Annotated in this window: 26 protein-coding genes and 1 tRNA gene; 16 read left to right on the forward strand and 11 right to left on the reverse strand. The window is 31.5% G+C overall.

Features of this window, described 5'->3' with window-relative positions; translation table 11 throughout:
- Positions 1–83 precede the first annotated feature (83 nt).
- From Q9968_RS02455 to Q9968_RS02515, 13 genes are all read left to right on the forward strand, one after another.
- A complete protein-coding gene (locus tag Q9968_RS02455; protein WP_305513142.1) occupies positions 84–497 on the forward strand; it encodes a DUF371 domain-containing protein in 414 nt (137 codons plus the stop codon).
- Between the two features lie 58 nt (positions 498–555).
- Positions 556–639, forward strand: a tRNA-Leu gene (locus tag Q9968_RS02460).
- A gap of 242 nt (positions 640–881) precedes the next feature.
- Positions 882–3,320: a hypothetical protein gene (locus tag Q9968_RS02465; protein WP_305513144.1), complete on the forward strand. Its 2,439-nt coding sequence runs from the start codon at positions 882–884 to the stop codon at positions 3,318–3,320.
- A gap of 96 nt (positions 3,321–3,416) precedes the next feature.
- A complete protein-coding gene (gene galU, locus Q9968_RS02470; RefSeq protein ID WP_305513145.1) occupies positions 3,417–4,268 on the forward strand; it encodes a UTP--glucose-1-phosphate uridylyltransferase GalU in 852 nt (283 codons plus the stop codon).
- A 2-nt stretch (positions 4,269–4,270) separates the two neighbouring features.
- Positions 4,271–5,239, forward strand: a complete 969-nt coding sequence (locus Q9968_RS02475; protein ID WP_305513147.1) for an NAD(P)-dependent oxidoreductase — start codon at positions 4,271–4,273, stop codon at positions 5,237–5,239.
- Between the two features lies 1 nt (position 5,240).
- Complete coding sequence (locus Q9968_RS02480) at positions 5,241–5,921, forward strand: glycosyltransferase family 2 protein (RefSeq protein ID WP_305513149.1); 681 nt, start codon at positions 5,241–5,243, stop codon at positions 5,919–5,921.
- Positions 5,922–5,923: 2 nt separating this feature from the next.
- Entirely contained in the window at positions 5,924–7,144 is a 1,221-nt protein-coding gene (locus tag Q9968_RS02485; protein ID WP_305513151.1) for an aldo/keto reductase, read from the forward strand.
- 58 nt (positions 7,145–7,202) lie between these two features.
- Positions 7,203–7,412 carry a TIGR04165 family Cys-rich peptide gene (locus Q9968_RS02490; protein ID WP_305513153.1) on the forward strand — a complete coding sequence of 70 codons (210 nt, stop codon included), beginning with the start codon at positions 7,203–7,205 and terminating at the stop codon, positions 7,410–7,412.
- Positions 7,413–7,414: 2 nt separating this feature from the next.
- Positions 7,415–8,542: a TIGR04083 family peptide-modifying radical SAM enzyme gene (locus Q9968_RS02495; RefSeq protein WP_305513155.1), complete on the forward strand. Its 1,128-nt coding sequence runs from the start codon at positions 7,415–7,417 to the stop codon at positions 8,540–8,542.
- A gap of 801 nt (positions 8,543–9,343) precedes the next feature.
- Positions 9,344–11,392, forward strand: coding sequence for a cation-translocating P-type ATPase (locus Q9968_RS02500; RefSeq protein WP_305513156.1), 2,049 nt, complete (start codon positions 9,344–9,346; stop codon positions 11,390–11,392).
- A 148-nt stretch (positions 11,393–11,540) separates the two neighbouring features.
- Entirely contained in the window at positions 11,541–12,443 is a 903-nt protein-coding gene (locus Q9968_RS02505) for a CBS domain-containing protein (RefSeq protein ID WP_305513158.1), read from the forward strand.
- Between the two features lie 8 nt (positions 12,444–12,451).
- A complete protein-coding gene (locus tag Q9968_RS02510) occupies positions 12,452–13,375 on the forward strand; it encodes a deoxyhypusine synthase (RefSeq protein WP_305513161.1) in 924 nt (307 codons plus the stop codon).
- Complete coding sequence (locus Q9968_RS02515; RefSeq protein WP_305513163.1) at positions 13,376–13,903, forward strand: hypothetical protein; 528 nt, start codon at positions 13,376–13,378, stop codon at positions 13,901–13,903.
- Positions 13,904–13,948: 45 nt separating this feature from the next.
- Here the strand turns inward: Q9968_RS02515 and Q9968_RS02520 are convergent, their stop codons facing one another.
- The 7 genes from Q9968_RS02520 to Q9968_RS02550 form a co-directional block, all read right to left on the reverse strand.
- Positions 13,949–14,164, reverse strand: coding sequence for a DUF5654 family protein (locus Q9968_RS02520; protein ID WP_305513165.1), 216 nt, complete (start codon positions 14,162–14,164; stop codon positions 13,949–13,951).
- Positions 14,165–14,269: 105 nt separating this feature from the next.
- The gene (gene pyrF / locus Q9968_RS02525; protein WP_305513167.1) at positions 14,270–14,923 is read right to left on the reverse strand and encodes an orotidine-5'-phosphate decarboxylase; all 654 of its coding nucleotides are present in this window, start codon (positions 14,921–14,923) and stop codon (positions 14,270–14,272) included.
- Between the two features lie 190 nt (positions 14,924–15,113).
- Positions 15,114–16,112 (reverse strand): GGGtGRT protein, encoded by a 999-nt coding sequence (locus tag Q9968_RS02530; protein ID WP_305513169.1) that lies wholly within the window; start codon positions 16,110–16,112, stop codon positions 15,114–15,116.
- Between the two features lies 1 nt (position 16,113).
- On the reverse strand, positions 16,114–16,806 hold the full coding sequence (locus tag Q9968_RS02535) for a hypothetical protein (RefSeq protein WP_342765942.1): 693 nt from the start codon (positions 16,804–16,806) through the stop codon (positions 16,114–16,116).
- A gap of 249 nt (positions 16,807–17,055) precedes the next feature.
- Entirely contained in the window at positions 17,056–17,295 is a 240-nt protein-coding gene (locus tag Q9968_RS02540) for a 4Fe-4S binding protein (protein ID WP_305513173.1), read from the reverse strand.
- 54 nt (positions 17,296–17,349) lie between these two features.
- Entirely contained in the window at positions 17,350–18,315 is a 966-nt protein-coding gene (locus tag Q9968_RS02545) for an alpha/beta hydrolase (RefSeq protein ID WP_305513175.1), read from the reverse strand.
- A 92-nt stretch (positions 18,316–18,407) separates the two neighbouring features.
- The gene (locus Q9968_RS02550) at positions 18,408–18,950 is read right to left on the reverse strand and encodes a flavodoxin family protein (RefSeq protein ID WP_305513177.1); all 543 of its coding nucleotides are present in this window, start codon (positions 18,948–18,950) and stop codon (positions 18,408–18,410) included.
- A gap of 353 nt (positions 18,951–19,303) precedes the next feature.
- Here Q9968_RS02550 and Q9968_RS02555 point away from each other — a divergent pair, with 353 nt between their 5' ends.
- On the forward strand, positions 19,304–20,011 hold the full coding sequence (locus Q9968_RS02555) for a PD-(D/E)XK nuclease family protein (protein ID WP_305513179.1): 708 nt from the start codon (positions 19,304–19,306) through the stop codon (positions 20,009–20,011).
- A gap of 97 nt (positions 20,012–20,108) precedes the next feature.
- On the opposite strand, the gene Q9968_RS02560 is transcribed toward Q9968_RS02555, so the two are convergent.
- From Q9968_RS02560 to Q9968_RS02575, 4 genes are all read right to left on the reverse strand, one after another.
- Entirely contained in the window at positions 20,109–20,804 is a 696-nt protein-coding gene (locus Q9968_RS02560; protein WP_305513181.1) for a class I SAM-dependent methyltransferase, read from the reverse strand.
- Positions 20,801–21,286, reverse strand: coding sequence for an isoprenylcysteine carboxylmethyltransferase family protein (locus Q9968_RS02565; RefSeq protein WP_305513183.1), 486 nt, complete (start codon positions 21,284–21,286; stop codon positions 20,801–20,803). The genes Q9968_RS02560 and Q9968_RS02565 overlap by 4 nt, the downstream gene beginning before the upstream one ends.
- A gap of 67 nt (positions 21,287–21,353) precedes the next feature.
- Complete coding sequence (locus tag Q9968_RS02570; protein ID WP_305513185.1) at positions 21,354–23,090, reverse strand: Na+/H+ antiporter NhaC family protein; 1,737 nt, start codon at positions 23,088–23,090, stop codon at positions 21,354–21,356.
- A gap of 197 nt (positions 23,091–23,287) precedes the next feature.
- On the reverse strand, positions 23,288–24,730 hold the full coding sequence (locus Q9968_RS02575; protein WP_305513187.1) for a GNAT family N-acetyltransferase: 1,443 nt from the start codon (positions 24,728–24,730) through the stop codon (positions 23,288–23,290).
- Between the two features lie 751 nt (positions 24,731–25,481).
- On the opposite strand from Q9968_RS02575, the gene Q9968_RS02580 reads away from it, so the two are divergent.
- Both Q9968_RS02580 and Q9968_RS02585 read left to right on the forward strand, forming a co-directional pair.
- On the forward strand, positions 25,482–26,465 hold the full coding sequence (locus tag Q9968_RS02580; protein WP_305513189.1) for a beta-ribofuranosylaminobenzene 5'-phosphate synthase: 984 nt from the start codon (positions 25,482–25,484) through the stop codon (positions 26,463–26,465).
- A gap of 37 nt (positions 26,466–26,502) precedes the next feature.
- Complete coding sequence (locus Q9968_RS02585) at positions 26,503–26,703, forward strand: RNase H family protein (protein ID WP_305513190.1); 201 nt, start codon at positions 26,503–26,505, stop codon at positions 26,701–26,703.
- Positions 26,704–26,722 lie beyond the last annotated feature (19 nt).

Below are 26,722 nucleotides of genomic sequence, written 5' to 3' on the forward strand. Positions count from 1 at the left end.
TCAAAAACTATTAAAATAATCAACTGAATTTTTAAGCATTCAGTAGGAAAAATTTTATTAGTTTTTCTAACCAATTATTAATCATGATTGTCAAACTTAAAAGTAAAGGTCACAAAAATGTAACTTCACTTCACAAATCTACTTTTGAGATAACAAAAGATGCTGAAATTGGTCCGACTGCAGATTGTATTATTGGCACTGGTGCAGATAGTTCAATGTTGAACTTCCCACAGGAGTTTAAGGATAAAATAGCTAACTCCAATACTAAAATTAAAGTTATATTGGATACAGAAAACGGTCATGATGAAATAAATGGATATGGTCATGAAGATTTAACATTAACTCATCAGACGGATATTGTTTGTAGAACCAGTGATTATACATGCTCACGTACATTGATGATTAGAGCCGATAAAGCGGCATGTGATCTTGATAGCAACTTAATTGAAGATTTAAAAAATGAGAAAATTATGGAAATTTCCATAATATTAATTTAAAATCGTTAAGTTTATATAACTTAATAAACATAATTTTTAATAACTACTTTTGTTTTATGCGGGGGTGGTCGAGCGGTCAAAGGCGCTAGGTTGAGGGCCTAGTGGGTCAGTCCCTTCGCGGGTTCAAGTCCCGTCCCCCGCACTACTTGAACTTATTTTTCGGATCTTTCAAAAACTTAGGTTATTTAAATATCTGCAAGTTTTTTATTAAAACTTTTTCTTTGGAGTTATTTTTATAATTTAAAGCTAATTAATCAGTTGTTTTGAAAATTTTAAAGGAATAGATTAATCGAAAAAACTATTTATCACACAAGTTTTTGAAAGAGACAACATTTATATTATGATTTAATCAAATATACTTTATATATTTTTAAAGGTGATACTTTGTATAAAAAATTAACATTTGTTCTAGCAGTAGTGTCTTTAATATTAATTTGCGCTCCGATTATTAGTGCTGATGAGTTGAATACTACTGATTTTAATGAGTTAGATAGTCAAATTAATCTTGCTCCTGAAAATAACACTTTAATTTTAGAAAAAGATTATCGGTTAACCAATACTTCCCAAAAACATATTGTAATTGAGAAATCGATTACTATTGATGGGAATAATCATACAATTGATGCTCCCGATGTTTCAAGAGTATTTTGGGTTAAAGCAGATAATGTGGTAATCAAAAACATTAACTTTGTCAATTCAAAAGCAGATGGCCTTGCAGGTGGAGTTATTTCTTGGTGGGGGGATAATGGAATACTTGCAAACTGTAATTTCACCAATAACTCTGCTGTATCTGGTGGTGGAGCAGTTTATTGGGGTGGAACCAATGGTGTCATTACCGATTGTAATTTTAAAAACAACTCTGCTGTTACTGGTGCGGATTTAAGCTTGACTTGTGGTGAAGGATTTGATCCTCATCAAATTCACATTGCGACTGTAAACAATGACGGTGGAGCAATATGTTTAAAGGGGAAAAATATTTCAATCAATCATTGTAATTTTGAAAATAATCGCTGCGGATTTTCAGGAGGAGCCATTTCAGTTAAATTTGCTCGCAATATTAAAATTTTAAATTCCAAATTTGAAAACAATAGCTGTGGGGATTTTGGCGGTGCAATAGACTTAAATTCTGATAAAGCGATTATATGCAATTCTACTTTTACAAATAACTCTCCAAAGGATTTATTCAACAACTGTGTGAATACCTCAATTGTTTATTGTAATAAGTTGGCTGTTGACACACGGTATGAAATTAATTATGCTGATTCATTTGACGTGTTAGCTCGGTTAATTGATAATACTCCTGAAGGAGGTATTTTAACACTAACAAATGATTATCAATACGTTGACGGTGCAAATAAAGGTATTTTAATAAACAAATCAATCACTATTGATGGCAATGGCTATACTTTGAATGGTAATCACCTGTCAAGAATTTTTAATATTACTGCCTGTGATGTGGTAATTAGAAATATTAACTTTATTAATGGCAATGCCTATGGAAAATACTATATAAAGTATGTCGGAGGCGGAGCAATCTATTGGAATGGAGCAAATGGAGTTATGGAAAATTGTAACTTCACTGGCAACACTGGACAGGGAATAGAAGATGACCCATTTGTTGAGGATAAAAAATACATCGATAAAAATGGAATTATTGTCCATATACATATTCAGAGACCAGTAGGTGCAAAAACCAATGAAGGTGGAGCTATTGTTTGGAATGGTACAAACGGCACTGTTTTTAAATGTATTTTTACAAACAATAATGTTGGTTATCCTAACAGTGGTGGAGCAATCTGTTGGAGAGGTGATTTTGGCAGAATTTTAGAAAGTCAATTTTATTACAACCATGCTTGGAGTGGAGCTGCAGTCTCTTGGTTTGGGGATAACGGCACAATTCGATTTTCAAAATTCTTCAATGCAGGTTCAATTTTTTCAAAAGACTTAATATGGTTAGGTAAGAATGGAAACATATCCTATTCATTTTTAATATCTTCTAATGGTATAAATTCAATTTATGGAGATGTAGTTGCTGACTATAATTTCTGGGGAGATATATTGGGAAATGCTCCTATTTCTAAAATTGATAATTTAAAAAATTGGATCGTTTTGAATGTGACATATGATAAAGGATTTATAACTAAAGGTAAAACTGTTGTGGTTAATGGAAGCTTTTTGCTTTATGAAAACGGTTCTTTTTCAAATTTTACTGTATTTGATACTCCAAATGCCGTATCTATAAAAGCCAATCAGGACGGTTTTATAAAGGTTGTTTATAAGGATGGTAAAATCACAGTCAGAATTGTTCCAAAGACAAAAATTGTATCTGGGAACCTAAAAAAATATTATAAGCAATCTAGGCATTTTAAAATTCGTGTTTATGGAGCGGATGGAAAATTGGCCATTGGCAAATATGTTAAATTTACACTAAACAGGGAAACTTATAAGGTTAAAACTGATAAAAAAGGTTATGCAACTTTAAAATTAAACTTAAAACCTGGAAAATATAAAATCACTACTCAATTTGCCAATGTTAAAGTCAAAAATAAGATAACTGTTAAAACCACTTTGATAACTAAAGATATTTTCAAAAAAGTTAAGAAATCAGCAGAATTCAAGGTTAAGGTTCTAAATTTTAAGGATAAAAAATCTTCCACTCAATTAGTTAAAGTCAAATTCAAGGGCAAACTCTATAAAATAAAAACCAATAAAAAAGGAGTAGCCATATTTAAACTACCTAAAAATCTTAAAGTTGGAAAATACACTATTAAAACCATGCATGATGGTTTAACAAATAAAAACAGAATTATAGTTAAAAAATAACTATAATTTACTATTTTTTATACTTTCTTTTTTCATAACTTATTTATCTTATTAAATTAAAATCTATAGATAATTAAACTTTATATGGTGATAATTATGAAAGCTGTAATTCCCGCAGCAGGTTTTGGAACTAGATTTTTACCTGCTACAAAGGCACAACCTAAGGAAATGTTGCCAGTTTATGACAAACCCACTATTCAGTATGTTATTGAAGAAGCAGTAGCTTCAGGTATTGATGATATTTTAATAGTAACAGGTAGAAACAAACGTTCAATTGAAGACCACTTCGACAAATCATTTGAACTTGAGCAAACCCTTCAAAGCGCAGGTAAAGATGACCGTTTAAAGCAAGTTCGAGCCATAACTGATTTGGCGGATATTTGTTATGTAAGGCAAAAGGAACAAAGGGGTCTTGGAGATGCTATTTACTGTGCTAAAAAACATGTCGGTGGCGAACCATTCGCAGTACTTTTAGGAGATTCAATTACTAAAGGTCCAACTCCATGCACCAAACAATTAATGGACGTTCATGAAAAATACGGCGCTTCAGCTATTTCCCTTGAAGCTGTACCAAAAGAAAAAGTGGAAAGATATGGCATCATTAAAGGAAGGGAAGTTGAAGATAATGTTTATAATATTGAACAATTAGTGGAAAAGCCATTAGCTCATCAAGCACCATCTAATCTTGCTATTATGGGGCGTTATGTTTTGACACCGGATATTTTTGATAAAATCGATGAAACTGAACCTGGCGTTGGTGGTGAAATCCAGTTAACTGATGCACTTCAAAAATTAGACGCTATTTATGGTGTAACCTTTGAAGGAAAGACTTATGATATTGGTAATAGATTCGAATGGCTAAAAACTTCTATTGAATTTGCAATGTATGATCCGGAATCTAAAGAGGATCTGATTAATTACATGAAAGAAATGATAAATGAGGAGTGAATATGGAAACTCAAAGAATTTTAGTAACTGGAGGAAGTGGGTTTATCGGAACAAACCTTTGTAATGAACTTAGAAGTCGAGGTCATGAAGTTTTGGCTGTAGATTTACTTCACCATGAAGGTGAAGCTGATTTATACTCTGATTCTTATTCGGATTATGTAAGGGGAGATGTGAGGAATTATCGTCAAATGGAACGAATTTTTGAGGATAATGATAAATTTGATTATGTTTACCACTTAGCAGCTGAATACGGCAGATGGAACGGTGAGGGATATTACGAAAACCTTTGGGAAACCAATGTAGTTGGTTTAAAAAACATGATTAAACTTCAAGAAAAATTAGGATTTAGAATGATTTCTTTTTCCTCAGCTGAAGTGTATGGGGATTATGAAGGAATTATGAGTGAAGATGTCATGGAAAACATACCTATTTCCCAAACTTACCAAATGAATGATTATGCTATTTCAAAATGGGCTGGAGAGTTAATGTGTATGAATTCAGCTACTATGTTTGGAACTGAAACAGTACGTGTAAGGCCGGTTAATTGTTATGGTCCTCATGAAGCTTATTCTCCATATAAGGGTTTTATCCCAATTTTTATTTATAAAGCTTTACATGGGCTTCCTTATTCTGTTCACATGGGTCATAAAAGAATCATCGATTATGTTGAAGATACTGTAAGAACTTTTGCAAATATTGTTGATAATTTTATTCCTGGGGAAGTTTACAATGTTGGAAGTAAACAAGAATGGGAAAGGGATATCAAACAATACTCTGATATGGTTTTGGATGCTGTTGGTGTTGATGATTCATTAGTTGCTTATACTCCTGCTGAAGAATTCACAACAAAAGTTAAAACTATTGATTTTTCAAAAGCTATTCGTGATTTAAAACACAATCCTCAAGTTCCACCTGAAGAAGGTATTAAAAGAACTGTTGAATGGATGAAATTTTATTATAGAATAGAATAAAATGAAAACCATTGTTGTTATTCCTGCATTTAATGAGCAGGCAACTATTGGAGGTGTTGTTGAGAAATCACTCCAATATGCTGATGATGTTTTAGTAGTTGATGATGGAAGTAAGGACAATACTTCTGAAATAGCTAAAAATGCTGGTGCATCTATTATAAAACATCCTACTAATTTTGGAAAAGGTGTTGCACTTAAAGATGCTTTTAACAATGTCGATGGCTATGATGTTGTTGTAACTATTGATGGTGATGGACAACATAATCCAGAGGAAATACCTGATTTAGTTAAGCCTATTTTAGAAGGCCGTGCTGATTTTGTAAATGGCAGTAGGTATATTGACGGATTTGAAGAAAATACTCCGGCTTATAGGCGTGTAGGTCAAAGAGTATTGGATATTGCTACTAATGTTACGGCGGGAACTAGTGTAACTGATTCACAAAGTGGATTTAGAGCATTTCGGGGCAATACTATTTTTTGCTATAAATTTAGAGATCCCGGTTTTGGAATAGAAAGTGAAATGATTGCTGATGCAGCTGAAAATAATTTAAGGATTCTTGAAGTTCCGATAACAGTTAAGTATGATGTTGAAAACTCATCTACTAAAGGGCCGGTCAGTCATGGTGTAGGCGTACTTTTAAAAATTGTTAAAGATAAATTTATTAGGATAACTAAAAGATAACTATGCAGAATAGAATTATTCTAAAGACAGGTGAAGAAATTTCCCCATTGGGATTTGGAGCTATGAGATTGCCATTAAAACATGGTAAAATTGACAGGACTAAAGCAAAAGGATTGATTTATCAGGCTATTGATAGGGGAGTTAATTTTATAGATACTGCTTATTTATATGGGGATAGTGAAAGCTTTTTAGGTGAAATTCTCACTGACGAGCATGCTGATGTTAAAATTTCCACAAAATTGCCTACAATCAATGTTAGAAAATACGAGGATATGGAGAAATTTTTAGAAGAACAGCTTGATCGCCTTCAGAGGGATTGTATTGATTATTATTTTATTCATGCAGTTGATTTAAAGGTTGTTAATAGATTACTTAAAAAAGATTTATTTAAATTTATTTCTAAAGCTAAAAGGGAAGGTAAAATAAAATATGTCGGTTTTTCATATCACGGTCCAAAAGAAGAATTCCCATTAATTGTTGATGGTTTTGACTGGGATGCTGTAATGGTTCAGTATAATTACTTTGATGAGGATATCCAAGCCGGCATGGAAGGAATCGAGCATGCTGCATCAAAAGGATTGGGAATTTTTGTAATGGAGCCATTGAAAGGCGGAATTTTAGCTGGAAAAATGCCTGCTGAAGCTGAAGAAATATTTAAAAAGGCAAACCCTAATAAAAGTAATGCTGAATGGGCTTTAGAATGGGTTTTGAATAATCGCAATGTTACTTGCGTGCTGTCTGGAATGAATAGTTCTGAGCAAATTGAAGAGAATTTAAAAGTAGCCGATAATACTCCTCCATTATCTATGAGTTTTGAGGATATGGAAACAGTCGAACTTGTTAAAAGAGTAATGAGAAATTCTTTAAGGATTAATTGTTCAATATGCGGATATTGTATGCCCTGTCCTAGAGGAGTCAATATTCCTGAATGCATGAAAATTTACAATGAAAAATATCTATTTGGCCATAAAGGATTAATCAATCAGTCTTTCCTTGACTATTATCAGTATGTTGGAGGAATCATGGGAAATGCAGGCAATGCGGGTAAATGTAATGGCTGTGGAAAATGTCTAAGGAAATGTCCTCAAAAATTAGACATTATAAAGGAGCTTAAAAAAGTTGAAAAGGAATTTGAATTTCCCGGAAGCAAATTTGCACTTTCTTTTGTAATGAATGTTGGGTTTCCGATTTATAAACATGTAATTAAATTTTTAAATCGTTAATTTCATTTTTATATAAAGTTATATATTTTAAAAATAAAAGTATTATTAAGGTGGAAAAATGAAACTCGAGGAATTATTGGCACCATGTCCTAAATGTGGTTCAAAGGATAAGATTGCTCACAGAAAATTATTAGATAATCACAGGGCTCATGCTGAGATGGATACTGTAAAATGTGAAGAATGTGGTTACATATTTTTCGTAAATGATGAAATGGATCCTGATGAAAAGAAAAAGTTATTAATGGAATTAAATAAAATTTACGGATAAAAATGACATTTCATGTAATGGTTATTCCTACCCTTAACTGTCCATCAAGATGCAAATATTGCTGGGGTTCTGAACATAAAAAAGAAATGATGGATACTGCAATTATTGACCAAATTGCTGATTGGTTAGTTGATTTTAGGGATGATAAAGTTCATTTCACATTCCATGGTGGAGAACCTCTCCTTGCAGGTTATGACTTTTATGAATATGCTTTAGAAAAACTTTCAAGCTTGGATAATTTTGAAGGATTTTCTCTTCAAAGCAATATTTGGCTTTTGACAGAGGAGTTAATTGATTTATTCCTTAGATACAATGTAGTTGTAAGTACAAGTATTGACGGGCCAAAGGAAATTAATGATTTTCAAAGGGGAGTAGGTTACTATGATAAAACTATGCATAATTATGAATTAGCTAAAAGCAAAGGTTTAATCATTAACTTTGTCTTAACAGTAACTGATTATTCTAAAGACTTCTCTGATGAATTATATGATTTTTTCAAAGGAGAAAAAATGAATTTAAAGATTCATGCCGCATTACCTTCTCTAAGGAGAGATAATGCAGATCCATGGGCACTTGATCAGGAGGAACATGGAAAGCTCTTAATCGATTGGTTGGATAAATACCTTTATGACTTAGATAAATTTACAATAATGGATTTGGATCATATCTGCAGAAGCTCACTTAGAAGAAGAGGTACTTTATGCACTTTCGCTGATTGTATTGGAACTACACTGGCTGTAGGTTTTGACGGTTCAATTTATCCTTGCTATCGTTTTGTGGGAATGCTGGAGTATGTTTTAGGCAATGTTGCCACAAATCCTAGTTTCGATGATTTAAAGTCATCAGATGCATGGGCAAAACTTCAGGAATTCAGAGAATATGTTGATGAAAACTGTAAAAAATGCAGGCATGTTAAATATTGTGAAGGGGGATGTCCTTACAATGCTATTGTTGCATATCAAACTCCACAGGCTGTTGACCCTCAATGCACCGCATATAAAATGATTTTCAATGATGTTTCTAAAAGAATGAATAAAGAATTTGCTCGTTCTGCTTTTGGAATGGGAGCTCCGTCTCCTAGAAAAAAAGGAGGTGCATTCAGTATAATGGATTTGGCAATGAAACCTTAATTATTCTATTAGATTAAACTTTTCTTTGAGCTTTGTTTTTTCATGTTGAAGTGTTGTGCTTCTACTATAGTTGAATCTTCTTTTTATTACAAATACTGTGTGTTCTACATTTATCTTTCTTGCATATGACCTTCCAGAAGGTTGTGCTATTTAGCATATAATGTCCGGTTTTCGCAATTTTTTTAAAAGTATTTGGTCAAATGCATCTGTTTTTCATTTATGCATTATATTAGGTTTTTTCTGAATCAGATGATATGTCTGATAATATATAATGTGATTTATATGATTTTAATTGTCTCATGGATGGTATTGTGCATTGTATTTTGGATATTTATTCGCTGCTTAATTTATCATTCTTGTGTCGGATATTCTTAAGAAGAATTTCTGGATTGCTGTAATGGGAGTAGCTTCGTAAGTTTCAAAAATCTGGTTATTTTATCTTAAACTTCCAAAATTTTTATTATTTCAATATAAACGATTTATTGGCATTAGATTATTAAAGTTGCCTTCATATAAATAAAAGTTTTAAATGAAAAATTATTTAAAGTGAAATCACACAAGTTTTTGAAAGAGTCATGATTTCTACAAGGTCAAACTTTATATATTCCTTTTTTTATAATTAATAATAGTAATACTGAGTATTTAAATAAATTCAAAAAAAGTAATACTTTTTGGCTGTGAGTAATTACTTTTTGATTTTTTTAATTGTTTCCTTATTGGTGGGGTTACCTTTAAAAAATTTTAAGTAATACTGAGTATTTAAATAAATTCAAAAAAAGTAATACTAAAGAGGGTGTTAATGTGATTGATGAAATAACAGATTTATTATTTGGATTAAATATGACTATTATTTCAGGTATATTTCTATTGATTGCAATTGTTTTCATGATTTTTGGAATTGACACACCAGTTTACTTAAACCCGGCATGGGGAACAGTAATTATAAGTGGTATTCCAATGTTACTTTTAGCTTTAACAAGATTAATCCGTGAAAGATGGATTTCTTCAGCATTACTTATTGCAATAGCTATGGTAGCTTCACTTTTCATTGGTGAAATATTTGCAGCCGGAGAAGTTGCTTGGATTATGGCATTAGGAGCATTATTAGAAGATTGGACTGTTAAAAGAGCTAAAAAAGGTTTAAGGAATCTTATTGATTTAACTCCGCAAACAGGTAGGAAAATTGTTGGGGGAGTTGAAAAAGTTGTTCCTGTTGAAGATATAAAAATTGGGGATACTTTAAGAATACTTCCTGGTGAAAGTGTACCTGTTGATGGGGAGATAATAAATGGCGCTTCTTCACTTGACCAATCAATTATGACTGGAGAATCTTTACCGATTGATAAGGGAATGGGTGATGAAGTATTTTGTGGAACCATGAATATGTATGGAGCTATTGATATTGAAGCTACAAGTTTAGGTGAAAATTCATCACTTCAAAAATTAATTGATCTTGTAAAATCTGCTGATGAAAAACAAGCTCCAACCCAAAGAATTGCAGATAAATGGGCAACTTGGTTAGTTCCTGTTGCATTAATGATAGCTATTGTTGCATGGTTGGCAACTGGCAATATTGAAAGGGGAGTGACTGTTTTAGTAGTATTCTGTCCATGTGCACTGATACTTGCTACACCAACAGCAATCATGGCCGCTATTGGTCAGGCAACAAAATATGGGGTATTAATAAAGTCTGGTGAAGCTTTAGAAACCTTAGGTGGATTAAATACTTTGGTATTCGATAAAACTGGTACTTTAACTTATGGGGATTTGGAAGTTTCTGATGTTATATCTGTAAATGTTGATTTAAATGAATTTGATTTGCTTAAGATTGCTGCATCATGTGAGAAATTAAGTGAGCATCCATTAGCTAAAGCAGTTGTCAATAAGGCTCATGAAGCGAAAATTGATATTGAAGAGCCCCAAAGCTTTAAAATGTATCCTGGAAAGGGTGTTGCATGTCTAAATTCTTACGGCAGTATATATGCTGGAAACTCCAAATTCTTATTGGAAAATAAAATCGATGTTGATGTGGATAGTTATTTGGATGCACTAAAAAACGAAGGGAAAGCTTCAATTATCATTGCATTAAATGGCCAAATTGTTGGATTAATTGGTTTGTCTGATGTAATTCGTGAAGATTCTAAAAGCATGATTGATAAGTTACATGAATTAGGTACTGAAACTGTAGTGCTTACAGGAGATAATGCGGAAACTGCTAATTATTTTGCTTCACAGGTGGGAATTGGTAAAGTTTATGGAAATTTACTTCCAGAAGAAAAACTTGAATGGATTGAAAAACTTAAAAGTGAAGATAAAAAAGTCTGCATGATTGGTGACGGTGTTAATGATGCACCTGCACTTAAAACTGCTGATGTAAGTGTAGCTATGGGGTCTGTTGGAAGTGATGTAGCTATTGAAGCAGCAGATATTGCTCTTTTAGGTGATGATATAGGAAAAATCTCCTATCTTAAAAAGTTGTCCAATTCCACATTATTTACAATTAAGGTAAATATTGCACTTTCAATGACAATTAATGCATTGGCAATTATATGCTCTATTCTTGGTTTGCTGAATCCAGTTACAGGAGCAATTGTTCACAATGCAGGGTCATGTCTTGTAGTTTTAAATGCAGCATTGTTGTATGACAGGCATTTTGATGATTCAATTAAAAAAATCGATTCAGAAAATGTAGAACATAATCATTATCACTATCACAATGATGGTGAGCACACTCATTCTCATGAAGGTATTGAGATATTGGATGAAATTAAAACTGAAAATGGAATAAAACATATGCATTTTCATAAACATGCTTTAAACAGAGAAAGTTGTGAATTATATCACAACTAATTTTTATTTTTTATACTTTTTTACATATTTTATTATTTTTTTTATTAATTGTTCATTTGTAAAATTTAAATATCATTATAATTCATTAACATTTATAAAGTATGCTTAACATAAATAGTTACATTATTTTATTTAATGGGGATAAAACATGTTAACATCTGTTCAAAAAGAAATTTTACAAACATTAATTAATTTATATCAATCTTCTAAGGGTAAGTCTATTAAGGGTGAAGATATTGCAGAAGTTATGAGTAGGAATCCAGGTACGATTCGCAACCAGATGCAATCTTTAAGAAGTTTAAGTTTAGTTAAAGGAGTTCCCGGTCCCAGAGGAGGATATAAGCCAACAATTGAGGCATATCATGCTTTAAATATTTCAGTTTCTGATAATGATTCTACTGTTCCTATTTATATAAATGGTGAAAGATTGGATGATATTTCTGTTGCCAAAATCGAGTTTACAAGTATCCCTCAACCTACCGAATGTGAAGCCGCAATAAAAGTTTTAGGAAGTATTAAGGACTTGCATTTGGGGGATGAAATAAGAATCGGCCCCACACCTGTTAATAACTTAGGGGTACTAGGTACAATCGTCGGTAGAGATGATATGGACAATATCTTGTTGGTTGATACAACAACCATAAGAAGCATCCCTAAATTAACTGTTGGAGATATTGCAAGTCGTAGTGTAATCTCATTCACTGTAGATTGCTCTATTAAAGATGCGGCGAAAAAATTATCTGAAAATAAAATTGATGGCGCACCGGTTATTAAAGACGATAAGGTAGTGGGCGTGTTTACTTTAACTGATTTGGTAAATGCAATAGCTAATGATGAAGAAGAGAGTACTGTTGGTGATTTGATGTCAACAAATGTAGTTATTGTTAATGAAAATTTAAAGATAGCAAATGCTATTGAGGTAATGCTTAAAAAATCTATTTCTAGATTAATCATCGCCGATAATAATCAGGTTTTACTCGGAATTGTCACAAGAACAGATTTAATTGACAGCATAACAAATTTAAAACAATTTCCAATTATTACTAATTAAGTGATTTAATGAAAGTTAACCAAATAAATGTTGCTCAAGATATGAAAATATCTGATTTAATTAGCCAATTTGATAAATCCGGTGTTTTAGGTGCAGGCAGAGTTGGAAGAGCTTGTAATATTTTAACCGATATGATTCAAGATGATGAAATGAAGGTATTCATGAGTCTTGGAGGTCCTTTAATTCCTGGAGGCATGAGAAATATTGTAACTCAAATGATTCGTGAAGGGCATGTTGATTTAATTGTATCTAGTGGAGCAAATATTACTCATGATTTGCTTGAAGCTTTTGGAGGAGCACATTATCGCCATGAAGGAAAAGACGATGAAGAGTTAAATGAAGAGGGTATCGGAAGAATTGCCGATATTAATGTCGGATCCGATGATTTCACTGTTTTTGAAAGTGAAATAATTAAGATATTTGATAATATATCCTCTACTAAAAGCCATATTTCAATTCAGGAAATGCTCTATGAAATCGGATTATTAATAAATGATAATTCTTCATTTGTCGCAACCGCTGCAGAAAATAAAATTCCTATTTTCGCTCCGGGTTTGATTGATTCTATGATGGGTTTGCAATTATGGATATTTAATCAGGATCATGACTTTGTAGTTGATGCGGTTGCCGATATGCATTATTTGTCGGATATTGTTTTCGAAGCTCCTAAAGTTGGAGCAATCCTTTTAGGGGGAGGTCTTACTAAACACTACACCTTGGCATCTAATGTTATAAAAGGCGGTTTGGATGCTGCTATTCAAATTACAATGGACAGACCAGAAGCGGGTAGTTTGGGAGGTGCTCCTCTTGAAGAAGCCAAATCATGGGCTAAGGCAAGATGTGGTTCTAGTCTAGCAAGTGTTGTTGGAGATGTAACTGTAATTTTCCCATTAATATATGCAGCGGCCTTAGATAAAATTTCAAGTGATTAAATGAGTTATATTATTTTAGCAATTTTATTCTTGTTATCCGGATTTTTCATGAAATATTCAGATGATTTATTTGATGTAAATCATGATGTATTGTTAGCCAGTGTCTATGGCATATTATGTGGTTTGGTTTCAGCTTTTGCAACTGTAAGTGATGCTGGATCAGCTTACGTGTTTATGGCGATTCTGATAGGTAATTTAATCGCCTTTAAAGTTGATGGCATTCATCATATTATTACACTTATTGTATTTATAATAATTTGTCTGATATGTGGAATTCCAGATTTAAGTTTAGTTATTTTATTAACTTGTATTCTAGCGGCACTTTCAGATGAAGTAGGTCATGAAACTATTTCTAAAATCTCAGATAATGTTTTTTTAAATCTATTTTTTGAATATAGATTTGTAATGAAAATAATAATATTTCTACTTGGAGTTTTCGGAGCATTTGATATTTCAGTATTTATTTACTTCATATTCTTTGAAGTGGCTTATGAAATTGCAGCGATTGTTTTTGAAAATTTAAATTAAAAAAAGTTAAAAAAGGAATTAAAAAAATTAATTTATAATTCTTATTTATTCAATTTCAATACCCATTCTACCAGCTACTCTTGCGAGTAATATGGTAATAATTACCGCTACAATAGTCACTACAATAGCATAAGTGAATAAACTTGGAAGAGCATCTCCAGCTCCGATAACGGATTCAATTAATTTTTGAATTGCTTCATTCCATGCTAAACCTGCAACGAATGCAAATGCAGTAGTAATTAAAGTAAGAATGGTTTCCATAATTAATTTTCCTACTTCTGATGCCGTATTTCTGCCTCCATTTAATAATTTTTTATAAAGTTCTAAAGAACATTAATACTTTTATTTTTCTTAATTAAAATAGGTTTACTTTTGTTCAAGTGATTTAATTAAATTTTCACATGCAAGTTTCGGATTGTCTGATTCATATATGCTTCTTCCAACGATTATTGCATTTGAATATTCTAATGTTTTTTTGCCGTCCCCTCCTTGTTTTCCAACACCTGGTGAGATTATATATGCATCTTTTCCAACAATATTTCTAATGTCGGATAAACGATCTAGTCTTGTAGCAGGCGCAACATAATTTTTAATTCCCATTTTCACACCCATTTTAGCTATTTCATCGGCATTTTTTTGTAAAAACATTATAGCACCTGGATGAGACATTTCTGTTAATAAAAATAACTCTTTTTCGTGTTTTTCTGCCATATCCAAACATGCCTGGACACTATCTTTTCCAACAAATCCATGGCAAATTATTGCATCGGCTCCTGCTTTAAATGTTTCGTCGCATATTTTTGAGTTTGTTGCATTGATATCGGCTACTTTAAAATCACATATCACTTTAAATCCAAATTTATCTTTTAATTTAGTGATTATTTCAAGTCCTTCAGCAAGTGCTAGTGGGTAACCAACTTTAATGGTGTCAATATGGTCTTTAACATTGCCACAAATTTTTATTGCATCTCTTTCATTCATTACATCAAGAGCCAAAATTAAGTTATTTTTTATAATCATAGTATCAGCTTTCTTTTTTTTAACTAATAATTTTTTAAGTTCGCCTAATTTTTCTTAAATTATTAAACAATATATTTATATGTAATAAGTAATAAAATATTGTTATTATACTCACAAATTCCTCTTGCAGTTAAACCCCACATTATGCTCATAAAATCACCAAAAAGTAAATTTAAGAGAATTTATCCTCTTATTTCATTGATTTTTCAATAGCCACTGCAACAGCTACGGATGCCCCCACCATTGGGTTGTTACCCATTCCAATTAATCCCATCATTTCCACATGGGCAGGAACTGATGAGGAACCAGCAAATTGAGCATCTGAATGCATACGACCTAAAGTATCAGTCATACCATATGAAGCAGGTCCGGCCGCCATATTATCTGGGTGTAATGTTCTACCAGTCCCTCCACCTGAAGCAACTGAGAAGTATTTTTTACCTTGTAATATACATTCTTTTTTGTATGTTCCTGCCACCGGATGTTGGAAACGAGTTGGGTTAGTTGAGTTGCCTGTGATAGATACATCCACACCTTCCAAATGCATAATGGCTACACCTTCACGTACATCATCAGCACCATAACATCTTACTTTTGCTCTTTCACCATCAGAATATGCTTTTTCTTTAACGACTTTTACTTCTCCTGTGAAATAATCAAATTCAGTTCCAACATGAGTGAATCCGTTAATTCTTGAAATAATTAATGCAGCATCTTTTCCAAGACCGTTTAATATAACCCTTAATGGTTTTTCTCTAACTTCATTTGCTGAGTTTGCAATACCTATTGCTCCTTCAGCAGCTGCAAAACTTTCATGTCCTGCTAAAAAAGCAAAACATTTACTTTCATCACTTAATAACATGGAAGCTAAGTTACCATGACCTAAACCTACCTGCCTATCATCAGCGACACTTCCAGGAATACCAAATGCTTGTAAACCTTCACCAATAGCTTTAGCAGCATCAGATGCTTTCACATAACCTTGTTTAATAGCTATTGCTGCCCCAAGTGTATATGCCCAACATGCATTTTCAAAACAAATAGGTTGAACACCTTTTACAATATTATACGGGTCAAAACCTTTGTCAAGACATATTTGTTTTGCATCTTGAAGGTCTTTAATAGCATATTTTTCAAGTACAAGAGTGATTTGGTTGATTCTCCTTTCATAACTTTCAAATAAACTCATATTATTCACTCCTCGGATCTATTTTTCTAACTGCATAGTCAAATCTACCATATTGACCCGTTGCTTTTTCAATAGCTTCCATTGGATTAACACCCTCTTTAATGGAATCTAACATTACTCCTAAGTTAATATATTTATAACCTATGATTTCATCATCTTCATCAAGACCAATTTCAGTAATATAACCTTCCGTAAGTTCTAAATATCTCGGACCTTTTGCTTTTGTTGAGTAAATTGTTCCAACCTGACTTCTGTGACCTTTTCCTAAATCTTCAAGTCCAGCACCAATCTGAAGTCCGCCTTCTGAGAACGCAGATTGAGTTCTTCCATAAACAATTTGTAAGAATAATTCACGCATTGCTGTGTTAATTGCATCACAAACAAGGTCAGTGTTTAATGCTTCGAGGATGGTTTTTCCAACAAGTATTTCACCAGCCATTGCTGCTGAGTGTGTCATTCCAGAACAACCTAATGTTTCAACCAATGCCTCTTCAATAATCCCTTCTTTAACATTTAAAGTCAATTTACAACATCCCTGTTGCGGTGCACACCATCCAATTCCATGAGTAAAACCAGAAATATCTCCAATTTGTTTTGCTTTTACCCATTTTCCTTCTTCAGGTATTGGAGCAGGGTCGTGATTTGCACCTTTTCTTACAGGACACATATTTTCAATTTCAGTTGAATATATCATCATTTTTCTCCAAAATTTTTTATTAATATAATTATATTTGTTTTTTTATTTAGTATTTTTGCAAAATAACCGATTTAAGAAAAATACTAATGTAGGACGGAGTATGGATGTGGCATTTCTAAATTAATTGATAAAGCAAATGTTGGAATAAATGCCAGACCTTAAGGTCATCTAAGCTAATTCAATCAGATAATTATCATGTTAAAAATTGAATATATCTTAATTAATCCCAGAAATAGCTAAAAAATATTAATTAATAGTAATGCACTCATTTGGACAAATTGCCATGCATATTTTACAGTTCTTACATACTCTGGAGTCACGAACAGAACAGGCATTCTTATTTATTTGTAAAACATTATTTGGACAAGCGATTGCACACTTTTCACAAGCATCACAATCCTCCATTCTAATATTAATATGGCAATCCTCAATTACTTCTTCCTTTTTACTCTCTTTACCTCTCTTAAAAAATGAACCTAAACCCATATTAAATAATATCTCAAAAGTAATATAAAAAAATAGTAGTTAGTTAAAAACTAGCTACAAATATTTATTGTAAAACTCTGCAATTTTGTCAAATGGAATTACATCAGTTTTATAGTACAAATCAGTGTGAACCGCATTTGGGATAATCATTAATTCTTTATTGTCTCCAGTTAATTTAGCAAATTCGTCTTCTGAGAAATACCTAGAATGCGCTTTTTCACCATGAATCATCAAAACAGGAGATCGAATCTCATCTGAATATGCAATTATCGGTTGGGATATAAAGGACATGCAGCCAATAACATTCCATCCGTCGTTTGAACCAGGAGATCTTGGATGATATCCTAACTCAATATAGTAATCATGATAATCTTTTGCAAATTTCGGCATATCATCAGTTACTTCTTTTACAACTCCACCTATTCTTGTATACTCACCATTTTTAAAGTCTTCAGTTCTTTGATTGTTCAGGGCTACTTTCATTTCATATCTTGCATCAGCATTATCCGCCTCATCATAATATCCTTTTGCAATTTGGCGAGTCATGTTATACATGGTTGAAGTTACAGTTGCCTTAACACGAGTATCTAGACTTGCAGCATTTAAAGCCATTCCACCCCATCCACAGATTCCACAAATGCCAATTCTTTCGGCATCAACATCACCATTTGTAGCTAAAAAGTCTATTGCAGCCTGGAAATCTTCAGTGTTGATATCCGGAGACGCCATGAAGCGTGGTTCGCCTCCGCTTTCACCTGTAAATGATGGATCAAATGCAATGGTTAAAAATCCCATTTCGGCTAATTTTTGTGCATATAATCCTGAAACCTGTTCTTTAACAGCACCAAATGGTCCGGAACATGCAATTGCTGGTAATTTAGAATCATTATCTAATGGTTTGTATAAATCAGCAGCCAATTCAATACCGTATCTATTTTTGAATGACACCTTCTCATGACATACATTTTCAGATTTAGGAAACACCTTATCCCATATGTTAGTTAATTTCAATTCTGTCATATCATCAACCACAATTTAATAGTTAATAACTAGTTATAGAAATAACAATATAAATAATGTTGTATTCTACAACAAAAAATAGTAAATCAGGTTTAAAATTTTAAACCTAATTCGTAAGCTTCTTTTAATTTATCAGGTTGTTCGCTAGCAACAATACCTGCAGGGCCTGCACTACCGGCATCTACATGACCTATAACATCATATCCCATAAATGTAAATGGTGAAAACTTTGTAAGTTCAATATAATCAGCATAGGTTCCTTCCGGTTGATTTTCAGTAAAGATCAATGCAGCTTTACCTGATAAACTTTTATTAGGGTTTTGACCAATTGCATAAAATCTATCAATGATAAGTTTACCTTGTGCTGTCATTTGACCGTAATAGATTGGTGTTGAAAATATTACGCCATCTGCAGCTGCTAATTCATCAATAATCTTGTTTCCATCATCTCCACGTACACATTCCAGGTTTTCAGCGCAGTGCATACATGCTTTACAAGGTGCAATTTCACATTTTTCCAAGTAATATTTAACTACATCTCCACCATTTTCCTCAATACCCTTAATCATTTCGTCCATTAATACATCGCAGTTTCCATCTACACGAGGACTTGCTTGAAGTGCTATAATTTTCATTTTTTAACTACTCTCCTAAAAATTATGATTAATACTATATACTTTAAAATTTAAATAAGTTATTATTCAAGTGATTAATGTTTAAAATATCTGCAATCGTAGCTGTTTATAATGTTGATAAATATTTAAATGAGTGTAGACAGCATTTTAAATGAAACATTTGAAGATATGAATCATTGTTTAGATAGCTCAACTGATATAACTTAAATGCTCTAAATGAATAAAAAGAGATTATCTTAAAGTAAAGACATGGAGAAATGATTCTTATTTTAAAACATAGTTTAACTGTGCAATAATCAGAAGTTCGAATCGTGTCTTGATAGCTATTCTAAAAGATTAAGGAAAAAATTACTATGAAATTATCAAAATCAAAGATTAATACTTATTTAAAATGCCCTCTTGAGTTTAAATTCCAATACATTGATGGAATAGAGGTTGAACCTAATAAATACATGGCATTGGGAACAGATGTTCACCTAATCGCTGAAACTTTTGCTGATAGATTTGGAGATAATCTCGATAATGTTAATATTGAAAATGAATTATATAAAATAGCTCATGAAATAAATTTAAATTATGATTTAGATAATCATATCGAAAATTTGGGCTCATTTTTTAAAGAAGTATTTGTTGATGGCAATTATAAACTTTACAGCCAAGAAGACTATTTGATTGATGAAACTCATCGTTTTTCAGGAATATGTGACATAATTCTTGAAGATGAAAATGGAGATTTAGTAGTGATTGATTATAAAACTAGTAATTCTAATTCTTTTTCTAAATATAGGCGTGAATTATGTTATTACAAATTACTTGTAGAAAATGTTTATGAAAAAAATGTTGCTACTGTAGGAGTGTTTTTTACTAAAAACGGTCGTTTAAGACTGCTTGATGTTTGTGATGAAGAAAATAAACGTAAATTTTTACATTCACGTGAAATCGCTGAAGCCATTGATACCTTTTATCATGTAAGATGTGAAGTGAATAAAGGTAATTTTTATCCTAAACAACAATTTTTATGCAAATATTGTACTTATAAACATATCTGCGAGAAATATTAACAGTTATAACTTTAAATGCAATATAATATCTTACCTGTGCAATATGCATGCAGAAGACATCTTTCGATGGTTATCTGAATAGATTTAATTCAATATTTCACTTTCTTGCAACCACACTCATCCATTCGACAAATCTGTCTGAAAATGAAAAATGGCCATAATCATCAGCAATCCGTTTAGTTTCACCATTAGATTTTACAATCTCTTGTTTATTTTTTGCATCCCTTAAATATACTATAATTTCACTATAGTCATTATTATGTAGATATTTATTTAATTGCCTGTCATTATAGGCAGTCATATTAATTAATTTTTCAAATATCTTCATGATTAGATTATCTGATCCATTAGATTCAAGCACTATTAGAAATATTCCTCCCGGTTTGAGGATTCTTTTTACCTCATTAAATGATTTTTCAATTTCCGGCCAAAAATAAACAGTTTCGAATGCGGTTATAATATCAAATGTATTATCCTCAAAAGGCAAACATGCAACATTGCCTTCAAGAACTTCAACTTTACCCTGTTTGATATAGTCATCATTAACTTCACGTGACAATTTTACACTTTCAATACTGTAATCAACACCATAAACCTTTTTAGCATTTTTAGCCATACGATTTATATTTATTCCACCACCACATCCAATATCTAAGATTAGATCTTCTGGTTGAATATCTAGGTGTTTTAAACCCCATAAAGCAACAGGAGTGTGTTCTTTATTCATGGATCTTAACTGAAAATTACCAAGTTTTCCTTTTGGTTTTCTCATATTTTCAAAAATACCCATCATTTCACCATTTTCGGAATGAATCTATTAACATTTTTTGAATAATCGAGGTAATCCTGACCATATACGGAAATCAACATTTTTTCTTCAGTATTCTTCAATACAACTGAAAAAAATACCCAGTATACTATAGGTAAGACAAATAGGTAAATATTATTTGAAATTAAAATTAATCCTGTTGCAAAATATAAAAAAGCAGCATAAATAGGATGTCTAACAATTCCATAAACACCAGTAGTTACCAATATAGTGGATTTTATTTTATGATAAATGCTTGATGTAACTGCACTAATCCAATATACAGCACCATTGATAATAATTAAAAACCCTAAAATCATCAATAACCAATTTAAAGAGATTATTTCATATTTGGGAATGAAATTATAAAAATTAAGAACAAATATTAAAATAACTGTAACCATGACTGGAGTAACCATAAGTGGTCCAATACCAAAAACAGACATATGCTTATTATTATCAATCATGATAATAATATTATCAATAAGAATATAAATATTTTGTTACACCTAAAAATTAAAAAAAATAATGAAGCTATTGGGAGGCTTCCTCAACTTCATCAAAATCTACTTTTTCCCCAAGGAATCTAAGACCAACAAACATTACTATAACACCTAATGGAATACAAATGTACCAAGGTACACCTAATCCTGCTGGAATGTAACCAATAAATAAAGATAAAATAGCTACAAATATCGCATAGTAAATTTGTGTTTGAACATGGTCAATATGGTTACAACTAGTACCCATAGAAGATAGGATTGTTGTATCTGAAATTGGAGAGCAGTGATCTCCGAAAATAGCACCTGTTAATACTCCACTTGTACAAACAATTGTAAAGCTCATGTCACCAGTACTTACAGCCCATCCTAATGGAATAGCTAATGGCATTAAAATACTCATAGTACCATAAGCAGTACCTGTTGCAAATGAAATTAAAGCACCTAAAACGAAAATTAATGCAGGTACGATAAATGTAGGAATCGTATCACTTAGAACACCAACTAAATAATCAGCAGTTCCAACTTCACCAATTACTCCCCCTAAAGACCAAGCAAGAAGTAAGATTACACCTGTGATAACGATGGTTTTCATACCTCCAATCCATTCAGAAATTGCATCTTCAATTGTTAATATTTGTTCACCAACAGCCATTACAATCGCAACGATAGATGCTAAAAGTGCTGCTTGGAATAAAGCTACAGAAGCATCAGAAGCAGATAATGCCTCAAAAATACCATTAAATGATAATGGAGAGTTATGCATTAAATTAATAAGTGCTTGATCTTTACCAGCTAAAATAGAAGTGTATCCACTCCAGTAAAATGCGATTAATGCTCCAATAATTAATGTTCCAATAGGAATAATCGCATTCCATATTGATAATTTAATTCCCTCAACAGGTTTAACTTGATCAAAACCAGGTGCCTCCGGAACAATTATTTCTTCATCATCTTTTCTGGAACGAGCTTTTTGTTCTGCTTTTTTCATTGGGCCGAATTCATATAATGTTAATGCAGATATTACAATGAAAAGTAAAATAAAAATATTATAGAATCTATATGGAATTGTTTGTAAGAATATTCCAAACCCAGTTACGTTAGTTGCTCCAACAGATTTAAAACCAGCTGCAATTAAACTAATCTCTAAACCGATCCAAGTAGAAATGATTGCAATACCAGCTACAGGAGCAGCAGTTGCATCTACAACAAATGCTAATTTTTCTCTAGATACTTTAAGTTTATCCATTACAGGTCTCATAATAGGTCCGACAATTAAAGAATTTGCATAATCATCAAAGAACACACATAATCCTAAAATCCAAGTAAATAATTGAGCTTTTCTTGGAGTGTTAGCTCTTTTAGCAAAGGCATCTGCAAGAGCTTTTGCTCCACCCATCTTTGTAATCAATTGAATAACTCCTCCAATAAGTAAACATTGAAGAATAATACCTGCATTCCAAGGATCAGCCATACAAGAAATAACTTGAGAACCTAATTTTAAAAATGCATTAATTATTGTCGAAATAATGTTCAAATCATTACTACATAACATAAATTCTCCAATGAAAACACCAATGAAAAGAGATAAAACTGTTTCTTTTGTTATGAATGCCAAAATAATAGCAACAAGAGGAGGCAATAACGTTAATATGCCTAATCTAACAGAATTATCTGCACCAGCAGGGGTTTGAGAAATTAATAATGACAATACAAAGAGGGCAATAATTGAAACAGCTGCAATTAAACCTAATCTCATATTATTATTCATTTATTATCACACCATTTTCCTATACATTTATTAAAATAATTAATTTAAATTAACATAATTATGTACAGACTAATATTGTTTTTAATAGTATAAAAATATTATATACCTGATAATGATAAAAATCTATAAAAAAGTAGTTTTTTAACTAAAAGTGCTGTTAAAAGTATAATTTTATAATAATGATCATGGTTTATTTATTATTCATGTTTAATTTCATCAATTATCTCTAAAATATAGTCTTCATCACCATATTGCTTTAAAAAATTTAAACATATATCTTTAGGATTTAAATGAGAATGTTCGTAGAAATAACTCTCAAAATCAGTGTAATTAATAATATCCATATGATATTTCTCCCAAAAATGAAGCGGATGTGAATTTAAAAACTCATAACCTTTATTGGTTATTGAATCCTGATTAAAATAATTATTTGAATTTAATATGTGCTTTAAAGTATTATAATTAATGTTATATGTAGTTTCGATTGTATAAATAGAATACTTTAAATCAATCCCCTCATCAACTGACCTTAAAAATTTATATGCAATGAATCGGATATCCTCTCTAAAATCATTTTTTTGAGTGTTGATTGACTTAAATAAATTTTTCTGCATTTCATCAGGATCATAGTCCAAATTAATACCGCAAAAGTGACAGAATTTATCATGGCTGTCAATCGGCATGCTACAATATGAACAAATATCCTCATGGGAAGTTATTGTAGGTTCATGGTTTTCATTAAATAAATAAGCCAATCTGATCAGCAATGAATCATTTAATATCATTCCACTTTCATACTCCTCTTTTATCTGATTTTTAATTTCGAATGCCTTACTGCGAGTTACATGAGCATCATCGATTAAAGATTCAATATAAAAAGAAAATTCACCTTCACCGCCAATCACATCTTCCAAAGACAATTTAACAATTGGAAGGTTATCCTCCAAATCCAAGATAATATTCATCAGTTCAACATCTTGATTTTTAAATAATTGAGTGATTTCACGAAAATAATCATCATCAATATTGTTCCTATTATCAAGACAATCATAATTAACAATATCATAGTTTAAAGGGGCGCTGTAAGCAATATGGGATTTATCAATGTCTAAAATATGAATACTTCCACATATACTTAAATCATAGAAATGAGTTGATAACTCATCATTATCATAATCAAAATTTGAATATACATGATCTCCTGGAATAACAAATTCAATAGCGCTTGCAACAATATTTTCATTAATTTTACTTGCAAATCCATACTTGATTAACAATTCAACAACCAATCGAGTTGGTTCCATAATACTGGGTTTGTTATGTTCCACCATGGTGTTTTCAAGCTCATTTAAAAAGATATGATTGCCTCTAAATTCTGGCAGGACATATACATTATTCAATGCTGCAGTTATAAATTCTCTTGAAAAGTCATAAGAACAGAATCCGACAACTTTATTGTCATAAACTAATTCTTTAAAAAGATTGCACTCCCTATATTTTAAAATTAAATCCTCGTGTTCCATAGAGTCTAAGAGATATTTGTAATACTTTTGTAAAATTTCACAAATATCCAAGGCATTTTCGCTCAAAAATACATTTTGAGTATTATCCTCTTTTATAATATAATCAATTTTGTTCATATTAAAAACCTTCAGGAAAAGTATTATAAATTGGATCAAGAAGAAGATTTGGAATTGGGCGATGAATCTGGAAAAATTAGTGTTCCTGAATCATATTAACAAACAAAGAAAAATTCCAAAAAAAAGACAGTAAGAGAAAATCAATAAAAAAAATCCTTTGAAAAAATGATGGAGACCAAAGATAAATTGAGAGCTTTAAGTAAAAAAAACCTCTTAAAACAATCCAGAAGAAAAATCCTGAAAAAAAAATTTACAAAAAAGCTTGAAAACACTCGAAGAAAAGCTTAAAGAATCCTGGAAAAAATGATGTAATTAAGTATAAATGACCCAGATTCAAATCTTAAAATAAACTCCAATTGAAACCGGAGTTTTTAGTTAGTTCCTGTGTATTAACGAACTTGAAATATTTCTTAATTGTTTTTAAAAATAGCTAAAAATAATCAGGATAGTCTAAAATTTAAAATTGTGGATTTAAAAAATAAATGAGAATATTTAATTCTCCTTGTTTAAATTGAAATAATTAATGCAAGAATTAATGGTATAATTAAGGTTATATAAGCCACTAAAATCACTACATCAATGTCGTTTAAATTTTTAGGAATATTATCTTCAATATTCATAATTCTAATTTCTCATAAGTAGTATAAAATATTTTTTATTTTTCTTAAAGTTCAATTGAAATATTTAAAAAGTATATATAAATTCAAATACAAATATTAAAAAAGACATTATTAATTGAGGAAGTGAAAAAATGATAATTAAAGCACCTTCAAGAATACATATGTCCCTTATTGATATGAATGGGTCATATAGAAGAGTCGATGGTGGTATTGGGCTTGCTTTACAAGAGCCGCAATTCATCTTAGAAATTCAAAAAACAGAAAGCGGTGTAACACTTGAATTTTCAGATGAGGTTACAGATGAAGAAGCAATCGAAGAATGTAGAATAAAAATCCCTGAAGCGGCTAAAGCGGCTATGGATTATTTCAATATCGATTCTGGATTCCATTTTATCGTACATCAAACATATCCTCCACATTCTGGTTTTGGAAGTGGAACCCAAATTTCTATTTCAGCTGCTCATTTGATTACTGAAACTATGGGTATTGAAGTAGAAAGTCGTGAATTAAGCAGTATTGTTGGAAGAGGAGGAACCTCTGGTATTGGTACTTATACTCATGATTTAGGAGGATTTATTCTAGATGGTGGGCACAGTAAAGAAGAAAAACCATTGTTTTTACCATCTGGTGCATCTGAAGCAAAACCAGCAACTTTAATTGCAAGATATGACTTTCCTGAAGAATGGAACATTTTAATAGCTATTCCTGAAATTGAAAAACATATGGAAGGGGATGATGAAGTAGATGTTTTCCAAACTTATTGCCCTCTTCCAAAAGAGGAAGTAGAACAAGTATCTCACTTAATTTTAATGAATCTTGTTCCATTTATGATCGAAAAAGATATTAAAAACTTTGGTTGGTCTATAAGTCAACTTCAAAATGTAGGTTTTAATAAATTGGAACATTCTCTTGATGATAGTTACTTGCCTACAATGAAAGCTATTGAAGATGCCGGCGCATACGGTGTAGGAATTAGCTCATTTGGTCCGGTTTTATATACTATTTTTGATGAATCAAATGAATTCATTGTAGAAAAGACCAGAGAAATCATCGGGGATAATGGTACTGTATTTGTCACTAAAGCTCAAAATCATGGATTTGTTATTGAAAAATAACATTTCTAAACTTTTTTTATTTTAAGGAGAACCGTTTATGGATTGTTATGCTTATTATACTGATGGTGCTGCAACAATGAAGAATAAAAATGGCAAATATCTTCGTGAAGCTGGTGGTTGGGCATTTATTTTACTAAAAAATGGTAAAGAAGTATCAAGACAATCTGGGGGTTGTCCATTAACTACTAACAATGAAATGGAATTATATGCAATTTATGCTTCAATGAGAGATTTTTAGATAATTCTAATTATGGTGA

It is taken from the genome of Methanobrevibacter sp. V14 (genome assembly GCF_963082475.1).
GTDB lineage: Archaea > Methanobacteriota > Methanobacteria > Methanobacteriales > Methanobacteriaceae > Methanocatella.

Excerpts from the sequence above, each read along its gene's own strand:
- Q9968_RS02485 (WP_305513151.1), top strand. The coding sequence starts at position 5,924 with ATGCAGAATAGAATTATTCTAAAGACAGGTGAAGAAATTTCCCCATTG.
- Q9968_RS02505 (WP_305513158.1), top strand. The coding sequence starts at position 11,541 with ATGTTAACATCTGTTCAAAAAGAAATTTTACAAACATTAATTAATTTA.
- Q9968_RS02575 (WP_305513187.1), bottom strand. The coding sequence starts at position 24,730 with ATGAACAAAATTGATTATATTATAAAAGAGGATAATACTCAAAATGTA.
- Q9968_RS02560 (WP_305513181.1), bottom strand. The coding sequence starts at position 20,804 with ATGATGGGTATTTTTGAAAATATGAGAAAACCAAAAGGAAAACTTGGT.
- Q9968_RS02565 (WP_305513183.1), bottom strand. The coding sequence starts at position 21,286 with ATGATTGATAATAATAAGCATATGTCTGTTTTTGGTATTGGACCACTT.
- Q9968_RS02510 (WP_305513161.1), top strand. The coding sequence starts at position 12,452 with ATGAAAGTTAACCAAATAAATGTTGCTCAAGATATGAAAATATCTGAT.
- Q9968_RS02535 (WP_342765942.1), bottom strand. The coding sequence starts at position 16,806 with ATGATATATTCAACTGAAATTGAAAATATGTGTCCTGTAAGAAAAGGT.
- Q9968_RS02475 (WP_305513147.1), top strand. The coding sequence starts at position 4,271 with ATGGAAACTCAAAGAATTTTAGTAACTGGAGGAAGTGGGTTTATCGGA.
- Q9968_RS02570 (WP_305513185.1), bottom strand. The coding sequence starts at position 23,090 with ATGAATAATAATATGAGATTAGGTTTAATTGCAGCTGTTTCAATTATT.
- Q9968_RS02520 (WP_305513165.1), bottom strand. The coding sequence starts at position 14,164 with ATGGAAACCATTCTTACTTTAATTACTACTGCATTTGCATTCGTTGCA.
- Q9968_RS02515 (WP_305513163.1), top strand. The coding sequence starts at position 13,376 with ATGAGTTATATTATTTTAGCAATTTTATTCTTGTTATCCGGATTTTTC.
- Q9968_RS02585 (WP_305513190.1), top strand. The coding sequence starts at position 26,503 with ATGGATTGTTATGCTTATTATACTGATGGTGCTGCAACAATGAAGAAT.
- Q9968_RS02545 (WP_305513175.1), bottom strand. The coding sequence starts at position 18,315 with ATGACAGAATTGAAATTAACTAACATATGGGATAAGGTGTTTCCTAAA.
- Q9968_RS02530 (WP_305513169.1), bottom strand. The coding sequence starts at position 16,112 with ATGAGTTTATTTGAAAGTTATGAAAGGAGAATCAACCAAATCACTCTT.
- galU (WP_305513145.1), top strand. The coding sequence starts at position 3,417 with ATGAAAGCTGTAATTCCCGCAGCAGGTTTTGGAACTAGATTTTTACCT.
- Q9968_RS02540 (WP_305513173.1), bottom strand. The coding sequence starts at position 17,295 with ATGGGTTTAGGTTCATTTTTTAAGAGAGGTAAAGAGAGTAAAAAGGAA.
- Q9968_RS02555 (WP_305513179.1), top strand. The coding sequence starts at position 19,304 with ATGAAATTATCAAAATCAAAGATTAATACTTATTTAAAATGCCCTCTT.
- Q9968_RS02490 (WP_305513153.1), top strand. The coding sequence starts at position 7,203 with ATGAAACTCGAGGAATTATTGGCACCATGTCCTAAATGTGGTTCAAAG.
- Q9968_RS02455 (WP_305513142.1), top strand. The coding sequence starts at position 84 with ATGATTGTCAAACTTAAAAGTAAAGGTCACAAAAATGTAACTTCACTT.
- pyrF (WP_305513167.1), bottom strand. The coding sequence starts at position 14,923 with ATGATTATAAAAAATAACTTAATTTTGGCTCTTGATGTAATGAATGAA.
- Q9968_RS02480 (WP_305513149.1), top strand. The coding sequence starts at position 5,241 with ATGAAAACCATTGTTGTTATTCCTGCATTTAATGAGCAGGCAACTATT.
- Q9968_RS02495 (WP_305513155.1), top strand. The coding sequence starts at position 7,415 with ATGACATTTCATGTAATGGTTATTCCTACCCTTAACTGTCCATCAAGA.
- Q9968_RS02580 (WP_305513189.1), top strand. The coding sequence starts at position 25,482 with ATGATAATTAAAGCACCTTCAAGAATACATATGTCCCTTATTGATATG.
- Q9968_RS02550 (WP_305513177.1), bottom strand. The coding sequence starts at position 18,950 with ATGAAAATTATAGCACTTCAAGCAAGTCCTCGTGTAGATGGAAACTGC.